17 protein-coding genes and 2 pseudogenes are annotated in these 24,294 nt (G+C 53.6%); all 19 read right to left on the reverse strand.

The genetic code is table 11. The features are described from left to right. Nucleotides 1–679 precede the first annotated feature (679 nt). Nucleotides 680–1,144, reverse strand: coding sequence for a hypothetical protein (locus HFD87_RS00010; RefSeq protein WP_010246029.1), 465 nt, complete (start codon nucleotides 1,142–1,144; stop codon nucleotides 680–682). 81 nt (nucleotides 1,145–1,225) lie between these two features. Next, nucleotides 1,226–1,499 (reverse strand): annotated as a pseudogene (locus tag HFD87_RS23115) (hypothetical protein); the annotation flags it as partial. 226 nt (nucleotides 1,500–1,725) lie between these two features. Further along, nucleotides 1,726–2,084, reverse strand: a pseudogene (locus tag HFD87_RS23120) (immunity protein Tsi6 family protein). Beyond that, nucleotides 2,074–2,202 (reverse strand): polymorphic toxin type 46 domain-containing protein, encoded by a 129-nt coding sequence (locus HFD87_RS23125; protein ID WP_167422789.1) that lies wholly within the window; start codon nucleotides 2,200–2,202, stop codon nucleotides 2,074–2,076. The pseudogene HFD87_RS23120 and the gene HFD87_RS23125 overlap by 11 nt, the downstream one beginning before the upstream one ends. A 185-nt stretch (nucleotides 2,203–2,387) precedes the next feature. Beyond that, nucleotides 2,388–2,648 (reverse strand): hypothetical protein, encoded by a 261-nt coding sequence (locus tag HFD87_RS00030; RefSeq protein WP_167422790.1) that lies wholly within the window; start codon nucleotides 2,646–2,648, stop codon nucleotides 2,388–2,390. 463 nt (nucleotides 2,649–3,111) lie between these two features. After that, nucleotides 3,112–3,705, reverse strand: coding sequence for a hypothetical protein (locus tag HFD87_RS00035; protein ID WP_167422791.1), 594 nt, complete (start codon nucleotides 3,703–3,705; stop codon nucleotides 3,112–3,114). Then, nucleotides 3,699–7,667, reverse strand: coding sequence for an RHS repeat-associated core domain-containing protein (locus HFD87_RS00040; RefSeq protein WP_243207446.1), 3,969 nt, complete (start codon nucleotides 7,665–7,667; stop codon nucleotides 3,699–3,701). The genes HFD87_RS00035 and HFD87_RS00040 overlap by 7 nt, the downstream gene beginning before the upstream one ends. A gap of 328 nt (nucleotides 7,668–7,995) precedes the next feature. After that, nucleotides 7,996–8,652 (reverse strand): ankyrin repeat domain-containing protein, encoded by a 657-nt coding sequence (locus tag HFD87_RS00045; RefSeq protein ID WP_029519013.1) that lies wholly within the window; start codon nucleotides 8,650–8,652, stop codon nucleotides 7,996–7,998. 774 nt (nucleotides 8,653–9,426) lie between these two features. After that, nucleotides 9,427–10,173 carry an ankyrin repeat domain-containing protein gene (locus tag HFD87_RS00050; protein WP_050442339.1) on the reverse strand — a complete coding sequence of 249 codons (747 nt, stop codon included), beginning with the start codon at nucleotides 10,171–10,173 and terminating at the stop codon, nucleotides 9,427–9,429. A 9-nt stretch (nucleotides 10,174–10,182) separates the two neighbouring features. Continuing rightward, nucleotides 10,183–11,481 (reverse strand): DUF4150 domain-containing protein, encoded by a 1,299-nt coding sequence (locus HFD87_RS00055; RefSeq protein WP_010669914.1) that lies wholly within the window; start codon nucleotides 11,479–11,481, stop codon nucleotides 10,183–10,185. Continuing rightward, entirely contained in the window at nucleotides 11,474–12,628 is a 1,155-nt protein-coding gene (locus HFD87_RS00060) for a DUF2169 domain-containing protein (protein ID WP_050680642.1), read from the reverse strand. Before HFD87_RS00060 ends, HFD87_RS00055 begins: the two co-directional genes overlap by 8 nt. Before the next feature lies 1 nt (nucleotide 12,629). Beyond that, nucleotides 12,630–14,777, reverse strand: coding sequence for a type VI secretion system Vgr family protein (locus HFD87_RS00065; protein ID WP_167422792.1), 2,148 nt, complete (start codon nucleotides 14,775–14,777; stop codon nucleotides 12,630–12,632). 16 nt (nucleotides 14,778–14,793) lie between these two features. Further along, nucleotides 14,794–16,299: a serine/threonine-protein kinase gene (locus HFD87_RS00070; protein ID WP_167422793.1), complete on the reverse strand. Its 1,506-nt coding sequence runs from the start codon at nucleotides 16,297–16,299 to the stop codon at nucleotides 14,794–14,796. A 27-nt stretch (nucleotides 16,300–16,326) separates the two neighbouring features. Continuing rightward, nucleotides 16,327–18,936: a type VI secretion system ATPase TssH gene (tssH, locus tag HFD87_RS00075; RefSeq protein WP_167422794.1), complete on the reverse strand. Its 2,610-nt coding sequence runs from the start codon at nucleotides 18,934–18,936 to the stop codon at nucleotides 16,327–16,329. 54 nt (nucleotides 18,937–18,990) lie between these two features. Further along, the gene (gene tssG, locus HFD87_RS00080; RefSeq protein WP_167422795.1) at nucleotides 18,991–20,037 is read right to left on the reverse strand and encodes a type VI secretion system baseplate subunit TssG; all 1,047 of its coding nucleotides are present in this window, start codon (nucleotides 20,035–20,037) and stop codon (nucleotides 18,991–18,993) included. Continuing rightward, complete coding sequence (tssF, locus tag HFD87_RS00085) at nucleotides 20,034–21,905, reverse strand: type VI secretion system baseplate subunit TssF (RefSeq protein WP_045140482.1); 1,872 nt, start codon at nucleotides 21,903–21,905, stop codon at nucleotides 20,034–20,036. Before tssF ends, tssG begins: the two co-directional genes overlap by 4 nt. A gap of 2 nt (nucleotides 21,906–21,907) precedes the next feature. After that, entirely contained in the window at nucleotides 21,908–22,483 is a 576-nt protein-coding gene (gene tssE, locus HFD87_RS00090) for a type VI secretion system baseplate subunit TssE (RefSeq protein WP_010246069.1), read from the reverse strand. Further along, nucleotides 22,473–23,300 (reverse strand): type VI secretion system accessory protein TagJ, encoded by an 828-nt coding sequence (locus HFD87_RS00095; RefSeq protein ID WP_167422796.1) that lies wholly within the window; start codon nucleotides 23,298–23,300, stop codon nucleotides 22,473–22,475. The genes tssE and HFD87_RS00095 overlap by 11 nt, the downstream gene beginning before the upstream one ends. 16 nt (nucleotides 23,301–23,316) lie before the next feature. Further along, nucleotides 23,317–24,291 (reverse strand): hypothetical protein, encoded by a 975-nt coding sequence (locus HFD87_RS00100; RefSeq protein WP_167422797.1) that lies wholly within the window; start codon nucleotides 24,289–24,291, stop codon nucleotides 23,317–23,319. Nucleotides 24,292–24,294: the final 3 nt, after the last annotated feature.

Genomic DNA, 24,294 nt, shown 5'->3' on the forward strand with positions numbered 1-24,294 from the left:
AGGGCGTGGCGGTCGATGCGCGCGTCGGTGGCCAGCAGTTCAGCGGTGAGCACAAAAGGACGGGACAGCGTCTCGGTCCCCTTAAGCGTATGGAACAGCAGGCCGTCCGCCGGCAGCTGTGCAGTAATGCGTGAGAACATAATCAGATTCCGTGCTTATATTAGAGAATGGGTACCAGTACATCATGGCGCTGTCATCCAGCGTATCGATGTGCACCAGCGGCTTCCAGCCACCCCCCGCGGTCGACAGGTAATGCGTGTCGCGCTGCTGCTTTCACCCACCTTTTACAACCCGCTATACAGACAGCGCACCGTCCCGTATTAGCTCCTGTGGCGGTGCGGGACTTTAAGCCCGTCATGGCAGACTTTTTTAACAGCCAGTCAGACGCATTTATCTCACACTGGCAACCTTCATACGCGGCCCAAACTCCCGGACAGGATGAGTCATATGTGGTTAAGTAGTGTCCGATATGGGTTAAACAGATATCTGGAAAGGCAACCGGTATCAGTTCCGCTAGCTTGGGGTTTTTGATAACACAACTTAGTAATGCAGCATTTTTTTCTGGCCGGAGTATAGAGGCATGTCCAGAAGCGCTGTTCGATCGCTTCTCTGGAGAAACCCGGCTTAAGGGGCAAACCAAAGTCCGTATCAAAATTTACAGCCTGTTTCCCTTCTTAATTTAATTAGCCAGCCAGATACCATAATAAATCACTATAGATCCAAGAGAAAGAATGACCTTTGAAAAAACGAACAGCCCTGGCGCCAGTTTATTGATAGCTGGTGAAAACCTCCTGTAATTATCAGCATTATATTTCTTGTGAAAATCCATAATATTGCCAAATATATTGCACAACCCAACAAGTATAAACCTCATACCCCATATAAAAAATAATGACGCACCTAACGCCTCCATTAAATCCCCTGCGGCGTCCCTGGTAAAACCTGGCATTATCGCTGCCAGTCCTTTAAGCACGAACCCGATAGCGATAATGGCGATAAAAACACCGACAAAAGCTTTACCTAGACCAGCCAGCGTTTTTCTCCCATAGGAAATCTTACTGCTCCAGATAAAAAACTCCGTCACTAATAAAAACAATAAAAATGCTATGATTTCCAAGCTATTGTCATCTCTTTTAAAAATCATTTGCCAGCCAGAATCGTTTTAGAAGCGCTAATGATAGCGGTCACGTTTCAACGGTCACAGGTCAGGCTCGGCCGTCAGTTAATAGACCGCATATCGTGTGCCGCTCAGCTCCTGGCTGCGCCCCGCCAGCGGGTGATTTTGCCGTTAAGTTAGCGCGGACTAAGCGCGTTCATCAGGCCATGGGTCGGTAGCGTAAAAGTCACCTGCTTGCCCACCAAAGCATGATGGTCGATACGCGCGTCGGTGAACAGCAGTTCGACGGTGAGCACAAACGGACAACCAGCATTTCGGTGCCCGTAAGCGTATCGAACAGCAGGCCTGCTGCGGTGAAGTAATGCGCGGGAACATGGTTCATCCGTACAGCCAGTGAAGCGAGCCAGTTAAAGTTGAAGGGAAATGATTTTTACTAAAAGTATCTTATGATTAGAAGTAACAGGTGTCAGGATGAAATTATCTTTCTACACAGACTCCTGCCTAAAAAAAGCAAAATCTATGGACATAATTAATAGAGTAACTTTTTCATTTAATATGTGATCTGGATATCAACCAATAAAGACTGAGTAAAATAGGCCAACACCCATTTACTTATGAAATTTTAAATATCTTTTTTTACGCCTTTCATATTCAGGATCGGTTTGATGAGGAAGAATAACCTTGAGCCCCGCACCTATTTGAGATGCAATATAATTTGCGTTTGAAAGATGTTTAGCAAGCTCTGGATCAGTTGTATCAAACTCTTTGGAGGCCAAACTTCCCAGACTCATGCTATGCAGGACACTTTTATCTTTCTCTTCACCAGTTAGTATTTTTTTACATAAATAAGCTGCTTCAGAGCAACCTGAAAAACTGTAAACTCCGGCTTTTCCATGGCTCTTTGATTAGTGATATCAATAGCATCATTAATGTAGTCAAGAGCAGTATATTCTTCTTTATTCATCATAATCCCTAAATGCACCTTTTTCGTTTGAGAGCAATTGAGTCGCTCCGACTTCGGTTTGATAGGGTTGATTCTTCACCGACCAAGCATCGAGCGCTGGCAGCGATGTACTCCGTAGCATCTCAACTTATTGATAAATTAAAGTTGCTGATCCTGCAAATTCACCTGACTTATTCCATATTTAAATACAGAGACTACCTAAAAACCTAACCTAGAGTAACTTAATATAAAAACTCATAAGAATTAACTCTCTAAAAAAGCGATTTTTTGGGGAGAGAAAATCACTTTTAATTTATTTATAACAAATCACTTCACAACCTTAATATCCTTAACCTCTCTATCAGAGAATCTGGTCCAATCCTTACGAATAGACTCGGCCAACCTGATTAAATAGTCAAAATCATCTTTATGAAGAAGATCATTTTCATTTAATATAAATTTCTTACTAACATCAAAATGTGAATTTGGATAGAAATTTGGGATAAGAACGCCTATAAACCATTCACTACCCGAACGCAGTAAATTAAAGTCACCTTGGCGTGATTTAACAACCTTAGCTTCAATCATAAATCTCTCCTGTCTTTAAGTCATAAATTTGATAGTCTATCCCTTTATCTAAATTTTTCATGGTAACAACTGCTTCATAATCACCATTAGGCAATTTACCACCAGGCAACAATAAGGGATGAACATCTCAAAATAGTGCATTAACGTATCCTACCATGCTGTCGGAACCATCCGCAGCGAGTTGTTCGATTAACCTGAAGTAGTCCTCCATACTATGCAACTAGCAGCATCGATCATTTCGTATTACTAACCTGTGACATGTTTATGATAACAGAACATCTAAGGCTAACATTCCATATTACTCAATTACAGGTTGTTTTCTTTCCTACGGAAATAATAGCCACGTCGTAAAGATAGATGCTAACAAAATTCAGTTCAAGTTCAACCAACTTATTAATAATAAGCAAACACGCCCTCGATCAATATTTGCCCACCTAAATTTAAAAATTTCACCAATGATAAATCACCATGCTTTCAAACTATCAATAGAAGGAAGGTAGTCAAATTTAATATCCATATTTTTTGCAGCCAATTGTATTTTATCTAAATGAGATGCATCTATGAAAATAAGGCACTTCCCACCTTGTGGCATATAGTTATTAACAATAAAAAACCCACAATCTAGGCTAATCAGCTCATCCACGACGTTGGATGATAGCTTGCCATTCTCATAAACCTCAAACAATCTGGGCTTTTCATTACAATTTTTTATAGCCATGCCTTTCCTTGCTAAAATCTCATTTTTTTTAATCGTCAACTTATAACTATCTAACTCAGCCTTTATTTTTTCCCAATTCTCAAAAAAGTAAAGACCTTGTGAATCGAGTGATTTTTTCTTTACTAGTGTTTTAATCTTATCGTCGTAGCAATAAAGATCAGGAAATAGATTCTTGAGTAAATCCTTAGCTTTTTCTGTATCAAAACCATATCGCCCATATCCACTGTCGTCGATATTAAATTGATAGCACAAACAAAAAGATTCCGAAGTTATTTTATTGTCAATAACTTCGTTAAAGTCAGGAACGGGGATCTTAATTAACCTTTCATGAGCTACCATGTAAATATTACCTCTTCGCCTTTTGGGTTTACTGAATGGATGTGACCTGATTCATGATGTTTTGGCACGCCTGGTTGCCCAGCATCAGGATGTCCATCTGGATGTTCAAACCATTTATTTTTTCCATAGCGATTTTCTCTTCCTAATGATTTTCCACCGTCAGATTTCATTTCCGACCATGCTCTGCCACGACTCGTAGGATTAAGTTCGTCAATACCAATATTGCGCCCCCCTCTGGAAACCCTAGGAACCTGAGCATGCGCCTGAGCCTGTTTCAAAGCATCATTTCTGCTTTTTGCTTTAACTAAAGAACATTTACTGAGGCCCAGCGGATCCACCCAACTCAGCGGATTCGGCGCATACTGATAAAGGTTAACCCCACCAGCAAGCCCTATCGGATCCTGGCTCACAAACCTGCCCGCATCCGGATCATAATAGCGAAAGCGGTTATAGTGCAAACCTGTTTCCGCATCGAAGTACTGACCCTGATAGCGCAGCGGCTGATAAACCGGTTCTGCATTCTCCACTGCTGCCTGCTCTGTGCGCAGCGTATTGCCCCAGGCACGATAGACGGCACGCCAGACCACACTGCCATCAGCACCAGTCAACTCCCGTGGCAGGCCAGACACGTCGTTGTGATACCAGAAGATCTGAGCTTCATGCTCCGTTTCACCCTGCTGCAGACTTAGCTGCGCCAGCGGAGCAAAGCTGTCATCCTCATAAACCCAGATGTGCTGACGCGAGCCTCTCACCTCACTCAGCAGGCGATTGCCTTCCCAGATGAAGCGCGTGATACCAAAGGCATCGCGTTTCCAGCTTCGGCGGCCAAACGCATCATAGCCGTAGGTGGTTCGCTGCTCGGTCCCGTTGCGGGCGCTTACTGATTCGGTCAGCTGATGTTCAGCGTTCCAGATAAAGAGCTGATCTGTGTGGCGGCCACTCTGTTTGCGCGTCACATTACCAAAGGAGTCATAGGACCAGCGTTTATCTTCATAAACACTGAGTCGGTTATCCTGCTGGGGCTGCGTCTGAGCCTCACTCAGCAGATTATGCGCCGGGTCAAAGGCGAAATGCTCATCACGTGCCCGCGTCATCCGTCCCAGCGCGTCATATTCGTAACGATAATCGCCCGTGTATTTATCCGTCATCTGCGTCAGCTGGCCATCGCGCCGCCAGACGTACTCGCGTGCCACCGCTGACTGCGCTCCACGACCCGCCCGCTGGCTTATCAGCCGTCCCATTTCGTCGTGAAGATATTCACTGGTGATTGCACCCTGAGTGCGGCGCACTTCACGGTGCAGGACGTCACGTTCGCTTTCGCTGATGACACGGTTACCAAAGTTCACCTGCACCCGATGCCCGCTGCCGTAGTAGAACTGCTTCAGTTCACGACCATCGGGTAAAGTGGTGTGCGTCCGGTTACCCAGCTCATCATAGCTGTGGCGCAGTTCATAACGATGACCCCGAACCAGCGTCCGCTCTGCGAGCAGTTGTCCGGCATCATCCCATTCGAGTTCAGAGCGTCCGCCGTGATTGACACCGGCCTTGAGGCGCCCCAGCTCATCGTAACGATAGCGGGTACGTTGCCATGTAGCATCTCCGCCGCGCGACACCAGTTTTTCCAGCAATCGTCCGGCCGGATCCCGTTGATAGTGCGAGTGAATTACTGACACGCTGCCATCGCCTTCTTCAATACGAGCAAGCAGCCAGCCACTGTCATCATATTCATAACGCGTTTTACAACCATCAAAGCCACGCTCCTCCACCCGGTTATCCCGGGCGTCGTAGCGGAATTTATATCGCGCACCGTTCTCATTAATCAGTGCGGTCAGGCGACGGGCCAGATCGTATTCGTAGCCAATGCTATGGCCGAGTGCATCAGTGCGTGATAACGGCAAGCCATCAGCGGCAAGCCTCCAGCGCGTAACCTGCCCCTGAGGATCCTGCCAGGCAATCAGACGTTTCCAGCGGTCAAACTCAAAGCTTTCCGTTCCACCATCGGCTTGCACAATACGCTGAGGCAGGCCATTCCATCGGTTATAGAACAGCGTCTGGTTGCCTGCGGCATCCGTCTGCTGCTTCAGCCATCCATATTTGTCATAGTCAAATGTCGCTGTGCGCCCAGAGCAGTCGGTATGACTGATAAGGAAGTTGGACTGGTTCCAGCAAAACTTTTGTACGCCCGCCGCAGCATCACGCACCCTGACCAGATTGCCACGGTCGTCATGGTTGTATTCCGTGATGCGTCCGATCTCATCCGTAAAGCGGATTAAGTTTCCTGCTGTGTCGTAGATAAATTCCCGCGAGCCGCCCAGCATGTTGGTCACACGGACCGGTGTGTTCCAGCGTTCGTGATAATCAAAACGTGTAGTCTGACCGTCCGGCTCAATGACTGCCGTACAGTTGCCGCGTTCATCATAGCGGTAACGCGTTATCCGGCCACACTGATCAGTAAGTTGTGTCATCTGACCGCGGACATTACGTTTGATACGAATGGTTCCTTCCATCGCATCCCGATAGCCGATAAGTTCCTGGTTATCGTCGAAGTCGTAACGTGTCACGCGTCCCAGAGCGTCAACAACCGTTGTGGTCTGACCGCCATACTCAAAACGCCATTCCCCGCCGAGGCTGTCACGATGTGCCAGAACTTTTCCTTCAGGGGAATATTTATCGTAATGATAAAAACACTCCATTTCGCTCGCACGACGATGCGCCACCATAATATGGTTACGGTAACGAAATTCACGCAGCACCTCATTGAGCTCGTTACGCACGGCAATCAGGTCACCCTGAGTTGAATAATCGTAGCGACACAGGGTTTCAGCATTCAGAGGATCGGAGGGATAACAGACGCTGACGCTGGTGATGCGGAAAAAAGCGATGCCCGCGTCCGATTCAAAACGTGAGAATTTGATATTGAATCGACGGCCAGCGCTATCTTCAATCTGCACCGGCAGATGCCGGATATCATAACGGAGCATCAGCCGGTTGCCATGACGATCGCTGATGGCAGACAACAACCAGCGGTCAGATTCAACTTTATGACTGAAGTGCCAGTGCTGGCTTTCATCCGCGGCCGAAATACAAAATTCCTCAGGCTGCGGCTGCGAGAGGTAGAGTTGCTCATAGCGATGAAGCTGAGGCTGGCGGCCCGCTTCCGGATAGGGGAACTCAATTTCGCGACCCTGTTCATCCATTAAGACCAGCAGACCCGCTTTCCTGCGTACTTCCTGTGAAATGGGCAGTGACCAGCCCTGTCCCAGCCAGCCATTGCCGATTTCATCGGAAAAATAGTAGCGTTGCCAGTTAAGGGGGACCGAGGCTGGAAAAGAGAAATCATTATCTTCAGGGCCGAACAGCAGTTTGATCCCCAGTACAGGGTTAACCGGACTACCAATCGCCATATCGACCTGCGGCAGAGGCCTTGCCGGAATTTTGCATGGCTCAGTCTTTTTCTGCGCATGTCCTTTGTCACTGCCTCCCTTTTCACTGCCCGCTTTCTTAGCACTGATAACTTCATCAGCTTCTTTTTTGGTGGCTTTAGCTTCAGCTTGAGCGGCAGTTGTTTCAGCCTTGACGGCTGCTTTTTCTGCCAGTTCAGCACCTTCTTTTGCAATACCTTTGCCCACTTTCGCGGCTTCTACTGCTTTGCCAGCCTTTGCTGCCAGCTTACCGGCTTTAAATGCCGCCCCACCACCGGGTACAAAGTTAGCTGCCGCCGAAGCAGCTGAAAGTGCTGCGTTACCATAATCGCCTTCTGCGGTGTAAATGGCCGCGTTCGCGCCGTCAGCCACCGTGCCAACAATCGGAACTGCGCCTAACACGTCCAGACCGGTATGGACCCAGTCGCCATAACTGCTCCACCAGCTTTTCTTTTTCGGCGGGTTGGCACTGCCCGCCGCCACATGGCCTTGTGGCGCAGGCGCATATTGTAATTTACCAATCGTATTTCCGGTTGCCATTGGAGCTCCGTGCGAACATTTACAGGATGAAAAATAAAGTTATTGATAAAACGAATTTACCCGGAAATAAGTGATCACATCAGGCGGCGCAATAATATGAAAAGTCAGCCCAGTCTGAACTTGATCATTGCGGGAGTGAGGTGAGAATAAAAGCGCAGTAACCAGGGTTTGTCACAAAGGCTAGCCGATGCAGACTCAAAGAACTTATTCCGAATAGTGACAGTGACGCTGTTTTTTAGTCTGACTATAGTGGTATGGGTTAGTTGCACCAAAATCGTCTGACGATTTTGGTGCAACTAACCCATACCACTCAGCCTGTCCCAAAACCCTATGGGTTTGCTTGTGCCAGCGCTTTTATCTCTTTCAGCTTATCAATAGCTTTTACATTATCTTTATTTGTATTACTCATTACTTTATCCAGCAGCTGATTAAAAGTTACATTGTTAACATCAGTAATATTTGCATCAGCTCCATGATTGAGAAGGTATTCAACCTGATCATATTGCTCGCCATATATCCCTTCAAATATTGCCGTTTGTCCAAGACCATCTTTGGCATTGACGTCTGTACCAATCTCTACAAGATATTTTAGAGTCGGGAAGGCTTTTTCATTAGTTGCATAAAATATTATTGGCGTGCTTTTAAAGCTCGCATTTTTATCCATCCCTCCCTTAATCAATGCCTTGATAAAAATAGGGTCTGAATATCCCGCTGTATTAGTTGCCACAGATCCCATATCGGCAACGTATTGTAGAGGATCAGCGCCATGCTTTACTAAAACACTCATTACATTGAGTCTGTTAACGTCCTTTTTTGAAGCTTCACTGAGGGCATAATACAAAAACGTCAATCCCTTCTCACCAGGTTTATTAAGATCAGTCTGAGCTGATAATTTCTCTACCTCATCAACATCACCATCTTCAATTGCCTGCGCGAGTTGTAACTGGCCTCCTGAGAAATATTCTTCCGGATGGATCTTTTTCATATCACCACAAGCCTGTAAAGTTAACAAAGAAAGCATTAACAGCAATAAGGTTATTTTCCTGATCAAAAATTACCTCCGGAAATTGCTGGCATATGACTGCTCTTTTCTAACTCCAGAAAGCCCATCATCTGGCCCATACCTTGAAAAACCCTAATAAGAGTGGCGCTTGATTGATTAATTTATTTAGCATAGTTTTAAACCCCTAGCCATTTTCATTTTTAATACGTGGAATGGCAGCATGCTTTATCAACAATATACAACTACCCTACTAAAATTCAGGCAAACCCCTGATAAGCACACCCTTACTGAAGGGCGACCAATTATTTAGAGCATCATGTTACCAACAAAATATTGCAAAACTTTTAATTGCGTTCAGAACCCGCACTAAATATAAAAATCATTTCTTAATTTATGCATCTGCTTTCACAACCTAAATCAAATAAAGCAGAAAAGTATTTCTATACGCTTCTTTTTAAGCTAATCCAATTTTTCATATAACAGAACCAAATCAGATTCTCTTATATTGTCTGTAGCATCGCTTATTTCAGTTCACCCTTCTGGCCTATGAAATAATTTTATAATATTCACCTCCAATCAAGAAAATTAATGACCTTGCTCTCAATTACAACTGATTTATTCTTTTTTAAGAAACATGGCCTATTGATATAAAATAATAATAAAGCTTGTTTTTTTCATAAAACCAGTGTGACATCCCTGTCTCTTAACTGACCAAAATAGCCATGACATTATCAGCAAGATCAGCAAGAATCGAAATTAAGCACGTCCACCTTTTTGTTTAGCAAGCTTATGAATTTCCATTAGCTTATCCTGTGTAGAACCTTTCTCACCGTTATTGCGTTTGATCACATCGTCAAGTTGACGCATAAATGACCAACCGGTGTTTGTTTCAACCGCATTAGGATTGGCTCCGTGGTTCAGTAACCACTCGACAGTGTCTAACTGCATTCCATCCAGAGCAGCCATCACTGTCGATTTCCCGAGCGAATCTGTCGCGTTAATATTTGCACCACGATTTACCATCAGCGCCAGAGTTTTTAAGGTATCGTCTGAAGCGGCATCATGTAGCAAGGGTTGCCCCTGAACTTTCACATTGACGTCCATACCACCGTCAATTAACGCCGCCATAAACTCCGGGTAGGGCGATGTAGCGACTACCTCTGCCACACTGCCCATATCAGGCACATCCTGAAGAGGATTGGCACCAGCTTTGACGAGCTGACTGATGATTTCTAATTGCTGGTTTTTTCTATCCTTCGCTTGTTGCAAAGCAAAATAGAGCAATGTCATGTCCTGCTCGCCTGGTTTATTAAGAGAGGTATCAGGGGTTAGCTTCCTGACCTCCGCGATATTCTCACTGACGATAGCCTGGGCAAGGCTCAATTGTGTACCATGGAAAAATTGTTCTGGAGGGTATTTACTCATTGCATTACATCCTGAAACCGAAATTAAGAATATCAGACCACCATAGCGGGCTACTTTTTTTAAAAGAGACTTAACCATTTTTACTCCTTAAATTGAAGATAATAACTTCTCGTCATTATCTTTCTCCAGTTCAATACAGTGTTTTACCTGGTCCATCCCATGCATATCAATTGCGCTTCCCTCTCCGCCATCCATAGGATGCTTATTGCCAACTGCAGAAGGCGACATTACTAACCCCACTCCGACCGCACTAAATGCAACCGCACCCCATGGTCCCAGAGTTTTCAGTCCAGTAAGTCCAAGCCCACCGATCACTGCAGCTCCTGCCCAGAATCCAGGCTCCTGTATCATAGTAAGAACTTCACCTTTGACACGATAAGCAGAGATATTTTCTGCCGCTTCAGAGACAGGTGCTTCGCCGCTATACTTTTTAACGGTTGATGATTTCAAGCCTGCAGAATTGAATGTCCAGCCCGTTTTTCCGCTTGCCCGCGAAGCTGATGAAGCCATTCCGCCTCCCAGAGAATGTCCGGTCATATCAATTGGCGCTGAGGAGCGTCGAACCGATGTGCCTATTGAAACAGCCTGCTTGTAATAATTTGAGTCTACACCTATGCCCTGCTGAAGATTGTTTTTCCAGTCAACAGTTTCCGTCATTCGGGTCCCTCTGAATACGACGGATGCAGACATATCTTTCCCAAAAACAGCTTCATCGGGTTCATATACCCTTGCACGAAAACCCGGTTCTTTAGCGATTCTTAATGATTTTGGCGTAAGGTTATATTTTGCCAGCGCTTCAGGGTCGTCACTGATATCTTTCCAGCCTTCGGGTATGTCAGGCATAGGTCTGGTAGGATCGCGGGGCTCATAAACATAGTCCGCTAACCTCGCTTTCTCCATGCCGGTATTATTCTGTTCAAGCCGTAACGCTGCCTGCACCGCTTTAGGATCCTTACTATTCTTTCCTTTTTCAATCAGCGCCTTACGCCTTTCCCACGTTTCTTTCTTGGTCAGATTGCCACCACGCCCGCCAATCGCCTTGCCATTCATGGCAAACATATCCTGCACTCGATTTAGCGGAAACCCGCCAATATAGGTATCAGGACTGTGCTCTATTGACCAGCAGTCACCCTCAACCGTACCACTCACTACACCTTTGTTGCGTCCTGCTGCATCACCAATAGTGGTCGGTACGTAACTTATTTTATAAACAAACGCCGCATGACCATTAAATCTCACGCTGTCGATGGTGCTTTTAGAAGGTGCCAGTGTAGCAGTAACTGGATAAGGTACCGGTGGCTGAATGCCGGGGGTGAAACAAAGATCCGGCGCTAGCCCGACAACTTTGTATACACCGTCTTTACGTGCGGCATAGTTATCAGCCATGGCGTTGCTCCTTGTTGATAAGAGCCAATAGCGAAGGTGGCAACGGGACAAAACTGTCAGTCTGACTGTCGTTAAGCTGTTGCTGCGCACGTTGCATCATTACTTTTCGCGCATCCATAGCGATAAAGCGTAACTCCGTCATTGCAGGTTCCAGTTGTTCAGAAAATACCGCGCGATAGCTGCAATGGACTTTGCGCGTAGGTAAATCGATTACCAGCGTGTCGAGTTGCAAATCATACGTCACTCCGGCGCCCTGCTGCGTTGTAACAAAGGCAAACAGAGTTTCAACCGGCACAGAAAAATCGATCTGCTGCCCACTCTTTTCCTGATGCGATATCAGGTTTTTGAGTGTGACGGGAATATGAGTCATAGGTTTGGGTAAGGGGAATTGCATCCACGGATGCGCTCCACACCAGTAGTCAAACCGAAAATCAGCGGGCAGAAACGGATGCCGATACTGTTTCCACGCTTCATCATAGGTACCGGCAAACGTAATGCGAGGATGCCAGCCTCGACCATAGAAACCAAAACCGGCAGGCAGATTTTCATCTTCAATATTCTTAACTGGATGGGGCAGCAGTTCAAACTGGGGTGCCGGAAGGTGCTGCAGCCTGAGCTCATTCTGAGCTTTGGCCGGTAACCAACCTCTGCCAACACTATTAACAGATGATGCCAGTTCTTCACCTTTTTCCAGTCGGTAAAATCCTCCCTGAGCAAATTCATAGCGTAAATCAACATGAGTAACAGGCTTTGCGTCAGTGAGATGCCAGGTGGCGACCATTTTTCGCCACTCGCGCGGGCCATAAACATTCAGCAGACGGGTGAAATCACCGATACGAGCGCCGGCAGTGAAATGCCGAACAGGCTTATCTTCAGGTGCCCACGCAGTGCCATTGATCACCACATCCAGCCTGGGTTTGTAAGGCGCAAGGTCGCTTTCAAAACGCACACTGCTCGTGCCTGGTTCATCGTAGTAGTGATCCTGCTCGACCAGTTCGCCCTGATCTTCACACAAGGTTAGCTTACCGGTAATGATATCGAGATCATAGTTAACGCGAGCCACCAGCACGTTAAATCCATGATTATGCTGGTCAAGCGACTCAAACAGCAGCGCCGGAAAGGCGCTATAGTTGGCAAAGTTTTCCATATCAGTTGATGTCTATCTGTGTTCCGTCGATATCAATCACCTTCTCACCGACCAGCTTGATCTTGTTCGCGCTGATAGTGATGGTGCCATTCTGCTCAAGCACAATCATCGATTCGCCACATACCAGGGTGATTTTGTCTTCAGCACTGAACTCTGCAGTAGTCCCGGCAGTCAATGCCATATCCCGCCCGGTATTGAGCGAATATTTCATGCCGACATGGTGTGCCTGCATTCCGCCGACATTAGTCATCCAGCCGCCACCAACGTTTAGCATGTATGCCGCGCCAATATTGGTGTTCTGCGCCAGACCGACATTGAGCATTGAAGCCAGTGCAATGGTTTCAGCTTTCGCCCTATCCACTTTCAGTGTCTGGTTGCCATTAATCGTTACCGACTGATTCTGACCAATCCGCACTTTCTCATTCTGATCGACTGTTTCAGTGCGGTTACTGTGTACGGTGATGGTTTCATTACCATCCACCGTTTCAGTACGGTTCTGATGAACGGTAATGGTTTCATTTTGATCAACCGTTTCTGTGCGATTTTTCTTCACCTCGGTGGTTTCATTGCCGCCGATGGTTTTAGTCCGGTTGCTGCCGACGCTGTGGGTTTCATTGTTCTCAACCTCAGTGTCCATGTTCTTCTCGGCATGCAGCCAGACCTGTTCCTCACCCGACTTATCCTCAAACCTCAGCGCGTTCGCGGTGTCCGCCGTGCCATCCTTCGACCGGCTTAAAAAGCCCATCTGCGTCGCCGCTGCCGGCAGCGCCCACGGCGGCATGCTCGCCTCGTTGTAAACCCGGCCGATGATCAGCGGACGATCCGGATCGCCGTTGATAAAGTCCACCACCACTTCGTCGTTCACTCGCGGGATCTGCACCCCGCCGAATCCCTGGCCCGCCCAGGCGCTGGAGACGCGCACCCAGCAGGAGCTGGTGTCGTCGCCCTTCGCCAGCCGGTCCCAGTGAAACTTCACCTTTACCCGGCCGTAGCGGTCGGTCCAGATCGACTCGCCTTTCGGACCCACCACCTTCGCCGTCTGCGGGCCATGCGTTTTCGGCCACGCCGTTTCCGGCGGCGTGCGGTAGGTCACTGACGACGGCAGCACCGTGAAGTGGATGTTGTGACGGCTGTCGCCGGTGTCGCCGCTGGCGTAGGCGTTCTCGGCGAAGTCATAGGTCGCCGAGGTCACCAGATACTCGCCGTTGTCGCTGAAGTGCGGCGCGTTGATGATCGAGAAGGTAAAGCCCGGCGCGATGCCGGTGGCCGTGCCCGACCCGCTGACGCTGTGGTGCTCGGCCTGCCACACCTCCTGACGGATGCGCGCGTAGGACTCGCCGTGGCTGTGGTCGACAAAATGGCCCGGCCAGTCGTAAACGTCCACCGAGCCCGGCACCGGCGACGCCGGGTTCTGGCGGGCCTGCAGCATCCAGGCGTTCGGCTTGCGGAAGTCGTAGTCGTCGGTGCTGTAAATGCCCGGCGTCACGCTCTCCGCCAGCGACCACTGGCTGATGCCCTCTTCAGTCACCACGCCGCCCGACGGGGTGACGTGATAGGCAATGGTCTCATAGCCCGGAAACGCCTGATGCTGGTCCGGCGCGTCGCACAGCACCAGCGTATGTCTGTCCGCCTCGTGGCGGAAGAAGTAGTAAATCCCCTCCAGCTCCATCAGGCGGCTGATAAAGTCCAGGCTGCTCTCCTGATACTGTACGCAGTACTCCCACACCCGGTAGCTGCCCGCCAGGCGCGTCTCCACGTTGACCCCGTACTCCTTCAGCAGCGTCTGCACAATCTGCGGCACCGTCTGGCTCTGGAAGATGCGCAGGTTGCGGTCGCGCTTCATCGGCCACAGGTCCGGCTCGACCGTCAGCGCATAGACCGCGTAGCGGGTGCCGCTCAGCTCCTGGCTGCGCACCGCCACCCGGGTGATTTTGCCGTTGAGGTAGCGCGGGCTCAGCGCGTTCATCAGCCCGTCGGTCGGCAGCGTAAACGTCACCGGCTTCCCCAGCAGGGCGTGGCGGTCGATGCGCGCGTCGGTGGCCAGCAGTTCAGCGGTGAGCACAAAAGGACGGGACAGCGTCTCGGTGCCCTTAAGCGTATGGAACAGCAGGCCGTCCGCCGGCAGCTGTGCGGTAATGCGTGAGAACATAAGTAATCCCTGACTATTAACTGTGTGGATCGAGCAACCAGACACCTTCTTCACTGATGTTCAGCGTTTGTTCGCGGGTGCCACTCTGGCCGCTGATGGCAAAGGTGTAGTTGCCCGGCGCCAGCTGCAGCGTGGCGAAGCCATTCACCGCCGGCACCAGCGCCTGCGGCTGACCGTTCACCTGAACGCGTTCACCCTGTTGCAGACGGATATAGACCTGGGCGACCGGCGCGGGTGGTGGTGCCGGTTGTGGATCGGGTTCACGCGCGGCGGTCTGCGCGGGCTCAGCAGTCTGAGCCGGAGTGCTGGCAACCGTATCCGGTGAGGCTTCAGCCTGGGTCGGTGGCGCGGCAACCGGCTGGTTAACCGGCGCGACGGTGACGGCAGGCGCGTCGTTCTGTGCGGTCTCAGCCGGCGGTGACTGTTCGTTACCGCGTGACATCAGCAGACCGGCGCCCAGGCCGACCAGCACGCCAGCGGCAACCAGGCCCGGCAGTGCAAAGCGGTGTCCCAGCAGCGTTTTCAGTTTCGAGGCGGGTTTGATCACCTCCTCTTCTTCTTCAATCGGCACCAGCATGGTGCCCGGTCCGCTGATTTTTGCGCTAAGCAGCGGTTCCGGTTCACGTTCCGGCAGCGCCATCAGCGCAGCAAAGTCATCAATGCTCTGCGGACGATCTTCCGGTTTCAGCGCCAGCGCGCGATCGACGGCGCTCAGCAGCGCAGACGAGTAGCCTGCCAGACGACGCTGCACCAGCGGCTGGTAGTTATCTTCGATGCTGCGCACCACGCTGACCGGCGGTGGCGCACCGGTGATCAGGGTATGCAGCACCGCGCCCAGCGCGTAAATATCGGTCCACGCGCCCTGCTCGCTCTCGTCGTTGTCGCTGTACTGCTCAATCGGCGCATAGCCGGGACGCAGCATGGTCTCGCTCTCATCCGACAGATTGCCGATAGTTTTACGCGCCGACCCGAAGTCCAGCAGGATCGGCTCGCCACTGCTCTGGATCTGGACGTTATCCAGCGAGATATCGCGGTGCAGATAGCCCGCTTCATGGATGGTTTTGATCGCGCCCAGCAGCGGTGGCAACATGCGACGGATCCAGGCCTCATTTACCGACTGCGGATTACGTTCGCTGAAGTTCGAGAGTGTGGTGCCGCTGTAGAACACCGTGCCCATGTAGGCGGTGTCGTTCTGCACCCAGAAACGCAGCACGTGCAGCAGGTTCGGATGGTTAAAGCGTGCCAGCAGACGCGCCTCCTGAATAAAGCTGTTCAGTCCGGCGTGAAAGGTTTTGCTGAACCGTTCGCTGCGCAGCACCAGATTCAGATCATCGCTACGGACCGCCAGTGAGGCGGGCATAAACTCTTTGATGGCGATATCACGTTCCAGCTGGTGATCCCAGGCGCGATAGACGATGCCAAAGCCGCCACCGCCGATGACCTCTTTGATTTCAAACTCATTGAAGCGGTAACCCAGCGGCAGGGCGTTGGGGACATTCAGGGGTTGATCATGTTCCGACATATTCGATTACTCTCTGATAGCCAGGCTTTAAACCGCGAACTGGCAGACAAATTCACCCTGCTCACAACGCACATCGACGCGGCGATAGCGTTCATCACGGGCGTGGGCGCTCAGCAGGATCTGGCTCATCTGTGGCAACAGCGTGTTGGTGAGGATGGCATCCACCATGCGACCGCCCGACTCTACCTCGGTGCAGCGTTGCACGATCTGGATCACCACCGACTCGTCGATCTGCGCCTCAATGCCGTGGTTCTCAGCCAGACGACGCACAATGCGCGCCAGCTGCAGCCGCACAATCTCCGCCAGCATCGCGTCGCTGAGCGGGTAATACGGCACCACCAGCAGACGGCCCAGCAGCGCAGGCGGGAACACCTCCAGCAGCGGCTTACGCAGCGCGGTGCTCAGGGCGTCGGGGTCGGGCATCAGTTCAGGATCGGCACACATCGCGCTGATTAACTGCGTGCCGACATTGGAGGTCAGAATGATGATGGTGTTGCGGAAATCGATGTGCCGGCCTTCGCCATCCTCCATCCAGCCTTTATCAAATACCTGGAAGAAGAGCTCATGCACATCCGGATGCGCTTTCTCAATCTCATCCAGCAGTACCACGCTGTAGGGGCGACGGCGAACGGCTTCGGTCAGCACGCCGCCCTCGCCGTAGCCGACGTAGCCCGGCGGTGCCCCTTTCAGCGTCGAGACGGTGTGCGCCTCCTGAAACTCACTCATGTTGATGGTGATGATGTTCTGCTCGCCGCCGTACAGCGACTCGGCCAGCGCCAGCGCGGTCTCGGTTTTACCGACGCCGGAAGGGCCGCACAACATAAACACACCGACCGGCTTGTTGGGATTATCAAGACGCGCGCGCGAAGTGCGTACCCGTCTGGCGATCAGATCCAGACCGTGACGCTGGCCGATGACCCGCTGGTTCAGGGTGTCGGCCAGATTCAGCACCGCGTCGATCTCATTCTTCACCATCCGGCCCAGCGGAATACCGGTCCAGTCAGAGACCACGGCAGCCACCACGCCCGCATCGACGGCGGCAAACAGCAGCGGCGTGTCGCCCTGCAGCGCAGTAAGCTGCTGCTGCGTCGCATCACGCTGTTCACGCAGCGCCGCATCCTCTTCTGTCACACAGCGGGCGCGCAACGCAATCAGCGTCTCGACCAGTTCGCGCTCCTGCCGCCAGCGCTGTTGCAGCGCATCCCGCTCGGCTTCCAGCGCAGTGCGCTGCGCTGCAATCGCCTGCTGGCGGGTGGCGTCGCCCAGGCCCACCCGGATTTCACGTTCGATGATCTCCGCTTCAATCTCCAGCGCCGCCAGACGGTGAAGACAATCTTCCAGCGCTGCGGGCTGCGCACCCTGGCTGACCGCCACGCGGGCGCAGGCGGTATCCAGCAGCGCCACCGCTTTGTCAGGCAGCTGGCGCGCCGGAATGTAGCGATGCGACAGTTTCACCGCCGCACTGACCGCATCATCCAGCAACAGCACCCGATGATGTTTCTCCAGGGCGCTGACGGTGCTGCGCAGCATCAGAATCGCTTTGGCTTCATCCGGCTCCTGCACCTGCACGGTCTGGAAGCGGCGGGTCAGCGCCGGATCTTTCTCAATGTACTTTTTGTATTCCGCCCAGGTGGTCGCGCCGATGGTGCGCAGCTGGCCGCGTGCCAGCGCCGGCTTCAGCAGGTTGGCGGCATCACCGGTGCCCTGCTGACCACCTGCGCCCACCAGGGTGTGGATCTCATCAACAAACAGCACAATTGGCGTCGGGCTGGACTGCACCTCATTGATCAGTGCCTGCAGTCGTGCTTCAAACTCCCCTTTCATGCCGGCACCCGCCTGCAGCATGCCGATGTCCAGCAGCCAGAGCTGCACATCGCGCAGCGGCGCAGGCACATCGCCCGCCGCGATACGCAGCGCGAGGCCTTCGACCACCGCGGTTTTGCCGACGCCCGCTTCGCCGGTCAGCAACGGGTTGTTCTGGCGGCGACGCATCAGGATATCGACCATCTGGCGGATTTCGTCGTCACGTCCGGTTACCGGATCAATGCGGCCTTCACGGGCGCGCGCCGTCAGGTCCTGCGCATATTGTGCCAGCGTACTGCCACTGGCGGCGGGCGGTGCGCCGCCAGCATCCGCCGGTGCGTTAAGCGCCTGCTGTGCTTCCTTGCTGTTGCTGAGCAGCGTGTCGAATTCCGCCAGCAGCACATCGGCGTTGACGCGGCTGAACTGACCGGAGATGCCTTTCAGCACGCTGGCCAGGTTGAAGGTTTTCAGTATGCCGATAAGCAGATGGCCGCCGCGAATGCGGGTCGCGCCATATTTCAGCGAGGCGTAAACCCACGCCCGTTCAACGGCGCTGTCGATATGCTCGGAGAGGTCGGAGACCGCACTGGCACCGCGCGGCAGGCGATCCAGCGCGGCAACGATATCCTGAGTCAGGGCCTTTTCATCCAGTGAAAAATGTGTGATGACCTGCTGTAAGTCACCATCCTGCTGCTGCATCAGCTGATGCAGCCAGTGCACCAGCTCGACATAGGGATTGCCGCGCAGTTTGCAAAAGGCGGTGGCGCTTTCCAGCGAGGTAAATAACAGCGTATCCAGTTTGCCGAATAGCACGGCACGGCTGATTTCTGACATAGGGGGCTCTCTTCAATGAAAGACGCAGGCTGTGTAACAGGGAAAGCGGCTGGGCTAGCGCGAAGCAGCCTCAACCTCAAACATAAAATCTTCACGATCTTGCGACTGCGGCGCGAGCCCCAGCCAGCTGGTATAGCCGAGTCGGGCAGTTCCACCCAGCGTCACACCCTGTACCTCGTCAGCGGCCAGGATCAGGCTGAGATCCCACTGCATTTCAATGCCGAGGTAGTGACGCACCCAGTCGCGTACTTCACACGCGCCGGGGGCATCCGGCAGAAAACGGGCATATTGCGCGGCGCTGAGCGGTCCCAGGTGCAGGCGAAAACGGTGCTGCACATCGCGCACCGCCACGCCGAGAAATGCAGAAGCGCCCAGCCGGGGCATATGGCGTCCCGCGCCCAGTCGGGCCTGATCGCGGCTGTCCAGCGTCAGCCAGTGCGGCAGGTTCTGCGTCAGCCTGACCGGCACGCCAAAGTAGTGGCGCAGAATGCGCACCAGCCCTTCAGCATCGTGGCCGTGGCGGCTGAGATGGCCCACCAGCATCAGCCGGGCATGGAGGCTGAGCGAGCTGGCCTGCTGCTGGGCCGGTAAACCGATGCCCGCCAGGCAGGCGAGATAGTTCAGGAAGCGACTGTCGTCGGGGCGATCCAGCGACACGGTCGGCTGCGCATCGGCCCAGGCACGATAAAAAAGCAGCGTGGCGCGATGGTGAAACAGGTCAGCAAACGCCGAGAGGCTGTGATCCTGATGATGCACGATACGTTCATGCACATATTCGGTCAGATGGGTCGGCAGCGGGCCGTTGGGGCCAAACAGGCCGAAGCTGTAGATGGAGAGCTCATGACGTCCCGCCTCGTCACGCGGCGTGGCGCTGGCGACGGTGGCGGGCGCAAACGCCAGTGACGGTGTCTGACCGATGCGCACCGATTCGAACTTCGGCAGCGGCGCACGGCCCAGCGGATAGCGCTGACCGCCCTGCGCATCCAGCCGCCGCAGCAGCTGGAACAGATCGTAGCGCCACGGCGCGCCCATCACCCGCTGCCAGAAATCATCCGGCAGACGGGTGAGCCGGGGCAGCGAAATCACCTTTTCGCCACTCATATCAGCGCTTTCCGGCCCATGCGCGGCGGCCAGTAGCCCACTTCTCCACGCTGCTGGCTGTTCAGGGTGAACTCCGTGAAGCTGTTGAGCGCCACAAGGCGGCCACAGACCCGCTCCAGCACGCTGCCGAACAGCCACGGGCTGGCACCCGAAAACGCCTGCTCATCCACTTCCAGCGTGATGCTGACACCGCGCGCAAACACCACCGGGCCCGGCTCCGGCACGCGGCGGTTGACCGCGCTGAGCGTGCAGTGGCGGATGCCGTCAATCTGACGTGCGACCGGCGCTTCCGCCAGGTTGGCGTAGAGGCTCAGCAGCTGACGCAGCGCCGCCGCACCTTCTCCGTCGCTGCTGTCCATCAGGCTGAGGTAGTTCATCTGCAGATGGCTGATCAGCCGCCACGCGGAAAGTCCCTCGGCCAGCGCCGGACGCGGAGGCGTCGGCCCTTTGCACAGCTTCAGCTCCGATACCGGAATGGAGTCCGGCATCACAAAGTTGCCCTGATCCTGCTGCAGCATCAGCGGCAGATCGCGGCTGGTGCACATCACGTCAGCGGAGAGATAGCGCACCTCGTCGTGCCACGGCGCGTGATGCTCATCCACCAGCGACAGAAAGACTTCTGAACCGATATAGCCGGTGCGCGTACCGTAGCGCTGCGCCTGCTCTGACAGCGTGCGCTGTTCGCGGCGCAGTGAAAAATAGGCACCGTAATCGCCCTGGTCACCGCTGAAGGTGCTCCAGAACGGACGGAAAACCTGCTCTTCCCGCTTGCCCTCTACCGTAGCGAACAGCCGCTGTACCGAGTGCACCTCATAATCCAGCGGCCGGATGTTATCTACCACCAGATGATATTCATGCTGGCTGTCGCTGACCTTCAGGCGCTCGGCGGTTTTCGGAAACAGATTGATGACGGGCGTGCAGTGCAGCGCCAGATGGCTGTGATCAACCACGCTTTCCAGCGCGCTGTCCGCTTTGTCGAGCAGAATGATGATGTCGAACGCCATGGCGTTGTCGCAGCGGCGCAGAAACGGGGCAAGCTGGCTCAGACTGATAAACTGGAAGCGCGCCGGAAAGGCGAAATACTCCTGCAACAGACGATAGCCGTCAAAGTTGCGCAGATCGTCCGGCAGCAGCGCCTGCTCCGGCGCAAAGCCCTCCTGCTGTAACGCGTCGTCCGTCAGCACCTGACGCTGTGGCCGCTTCTCAACCGACTGCAGCACGATGCCCACCCGGTGCTGCATCAGCAACTCCAGCAGTTTAAGCGCCTGGATATCCGGGCCGCTGAGAAACAGCATCAAATCGTCCACGCTGAGCTGACTGAGCGAGGAGATCCCTTCGCAGCTGATGCGGATACGCAGCGCACTGACCGCGCCCAGGCCGCCGAGTTTCAGCTCGCCAGAGGGCAGATCGCCGGGCACGCCGCCGAGACTGGCTTCACTGATGCACAGCGGATGCAGTACCACATCGTGCGCGGTGGTGTAGCTGCAGGTCACGCCGGTTTTTTTCAGGTTCTGGCTCTCCATCATGGTGCCGCGCGGCACGCGAAAGCCCTGGGTGATGTCGCCTTTGCGGCTGTCCGGCGTCAGCTGAGCGATCGCCATTGACGGCGTTGGCGAGAGATAGGATGGCGCAATCATCTCCAGCAGACGCTGCGAGAAACGCGGAAACTCCGCATCCATCTTCAGCTGCACGCGCGACGTCAGGAAGGCAAAACCTTCCATCAGCCGCTCGACATAGGGGTCCGCCACGTCAATGCCGCGCATGCCAAGACGTCCTGCCACTTTAGGGTAGCGCGCAGCGAACTCGGCCCCCATCTCACGCAGGTAGGCCAGTTCACGGTTGTAATAGTCGAGCAGATTGCTGTCCATGATTACCCTGCATCCTGTAGTTCGAAATGGCCGCTCTCCAGATCAACCTGAGTGCGGAACAGAAACGCCAGCGGATAAGGCACGCACCAGAGCCGCCCTTTGATCTCAATCGACAGCACGTTGTGCAGGCTGAGCGAGCCGAGATCGCTGACGCAGCGCACCTGTAAACCCTGCGGCAGGATGCGCGGCTCGAAGTGCAGAATGGCGTTGGTCATTTTGCGCTGCATATCCTGCCATTCGATATCGGAGACGTTCTGCCCGGCCAGCGGTGCCACACCGAAGTTCCAGACAGAGCGCTGCACCTGATCAAAGCCGCTCAGATCCTGCTGGGCTTCGTTGTTGATGGTGTTGAACAGCCACTGCAGATCGCGCAGTACGTGGCGGCGCAGCGTGCTGTGAGTGATCAGCATGCTGTTGTCCGCTTCCTGCTGTTTATCCGGCGCGTTGTCGGTCAGGCGATCCAGTAGCGAGGATTGCAGCTTGTCGCGGGCGGTTAACGCATCGCGTTTTTTACGCGCGCGAAAGCCGCCATGCAGCTGGGCATAGCCGTCGTTTTGCGCGCCTGAATCATGGCTCATCGGCGGACTCAACGCTGTCAAACGCGACCTGCTGCAGGCTCAGCAGCGAGAATTCCGCGCTGTCGCTGAGCCACATTTTTTGTCCCTGGCCGATAAACTGGTCCGGATCCTCACCCAGCGGCTGCCATTCGGTGACGCTGGCGCGCAGAAAACGTTCGTCAGATGCCGCCAGCAGCGGATAGCGCGCCGGGATCTGGCACACCTGCTCGCTGCCATCAACCAGCTGCACACGCGTGTGACGCCACACCAGATCGGTGACGCTGGCGGGTGCCTGAAACTGCATCTCACGAATGGCGGCAAACGGGATCCAGTAATAACGGCCCTGACTGATGACTTCACACACTGGCCCGAAACGGCTGTCGCCATCCATCAGCCAGCTGAATGCGGTGGGCTGAGCCTGCTGCGTTGCGGTGCCGGGATTGGCCGCCGCGAGCTCAAGCGCTTCAGCCCGCAGCGTGCTGCCGCGCGCGACATCACCCGCCGTTTCGGCCTGCAAGGCGGCCAGCAGCGTGTCGCACCAGTGCCAGGCGCTGCCCGGCAGCACCGGGTCGGCCTCGCCACGCAGCACCGCGTCACGCTGTAATTCACCGGCGATCGCCTGTTGCAGCAGATTAACTGTCGGTTGCGCCTGCGGGCTTAACGCCAGCCAGGATTGCAGCTGCGTCTGCGCGCGCGCCCAGTTGCCTGAAAGACAGAGCAGCTGCACAAAGGCGGCCCGCAGGTCAGCATTCGCCGGATTTGCCTGAATCTGGCGGGTCACGTCAGCGAGCGTCTCGCCGAGGGTGGCGCTGGCCAGACGGTGTTGTAAGGATTCCATGCAAACTCCTTTTGCGTCAGTTAAGGGTGCGGTAGACCGCAGCGGCGGGATCTTTCAGTTCAGGATGCAGTTTTTCCACCAGCTGCACGCTCAGCGCGGCATCGCCGCTGATCCACGGCGACCAGACTTTACGGACTTCCTGCAGACGCGCCTGCAGCGCACTCTGATCGGCCGCTTCGCTGACGGGCATCTGCACTACCACCTGACGCGTTGCCTGCCAGCCGTTAAAGCGGTTGCTGAACGGCAGAATCAGCCAGCTGTCCGGGGATTTTTCATTGCTCAGCACCATGCGTTCACTGTTGACCGTGGTGATGTGCAGTTCGGCAGTGGGCGACTGATTGCTCAACCCCATCACCGGAAAACCCTGCAGGAAGGTCACGCCGACTGCCGCAGGTGCGCCGTTACCCTGTTGCGTCAGTCGGCTGTGTCCACTTAGCCAGCCATCAGAACCACAGATCAGCCCCTGATTTGCCGGAACAAACAGCGCGCTGCCCTGTGCCGGGTGCTGCCACCAGGTGCGGAAATGGCAGCCGTCCAGCAGACTGAATTGCAGCCACGGCGACGTGTCGGCCTGAGCAGCGTTGCGCAGTACGTCTGCGGGGACCGCCGTAGCCGTCGGCTGGACCGGTTGAGTCGCGGGCGGCGTCACCACGGTTTTCCACTGCTGCGCACGGGCGGCGCTGCCAGTAGCGATTTCACTCCCCTGCGCATCGGTCAGTTGCCAGTGCAACTGTTGCAGCGTTTTACACTGCGACGCCATCAGTCCGGCAACGCGCGGCAGAAAATCTTTCAGAACCGCGGCGTTTTTTTCGCCCAGGGTTACGATGCGCAGGTTAATGGTGCTGTTACACCAGCTCGACAGCTGATTGTTTTTTACGTCATCAATCCAGACATCCAGTTTCTGTGCCGGGGACTGTACGATGCGATAGTTTTCAGCATAAGCCTGCGTGCTGAGCAGCAGCGCAGCCAGACCCAGTAATCCATATTTCATGTT

It is taken from the genome of Pantoea sp. EKM21T, assembly GCF_011800405.1.
GTDB lineage: Bacteria > Pseudomonadota > Gammaproteobacteria > Enterobacterales > Enterobacteriaceae > Pantoea > Pantoea agglomerans.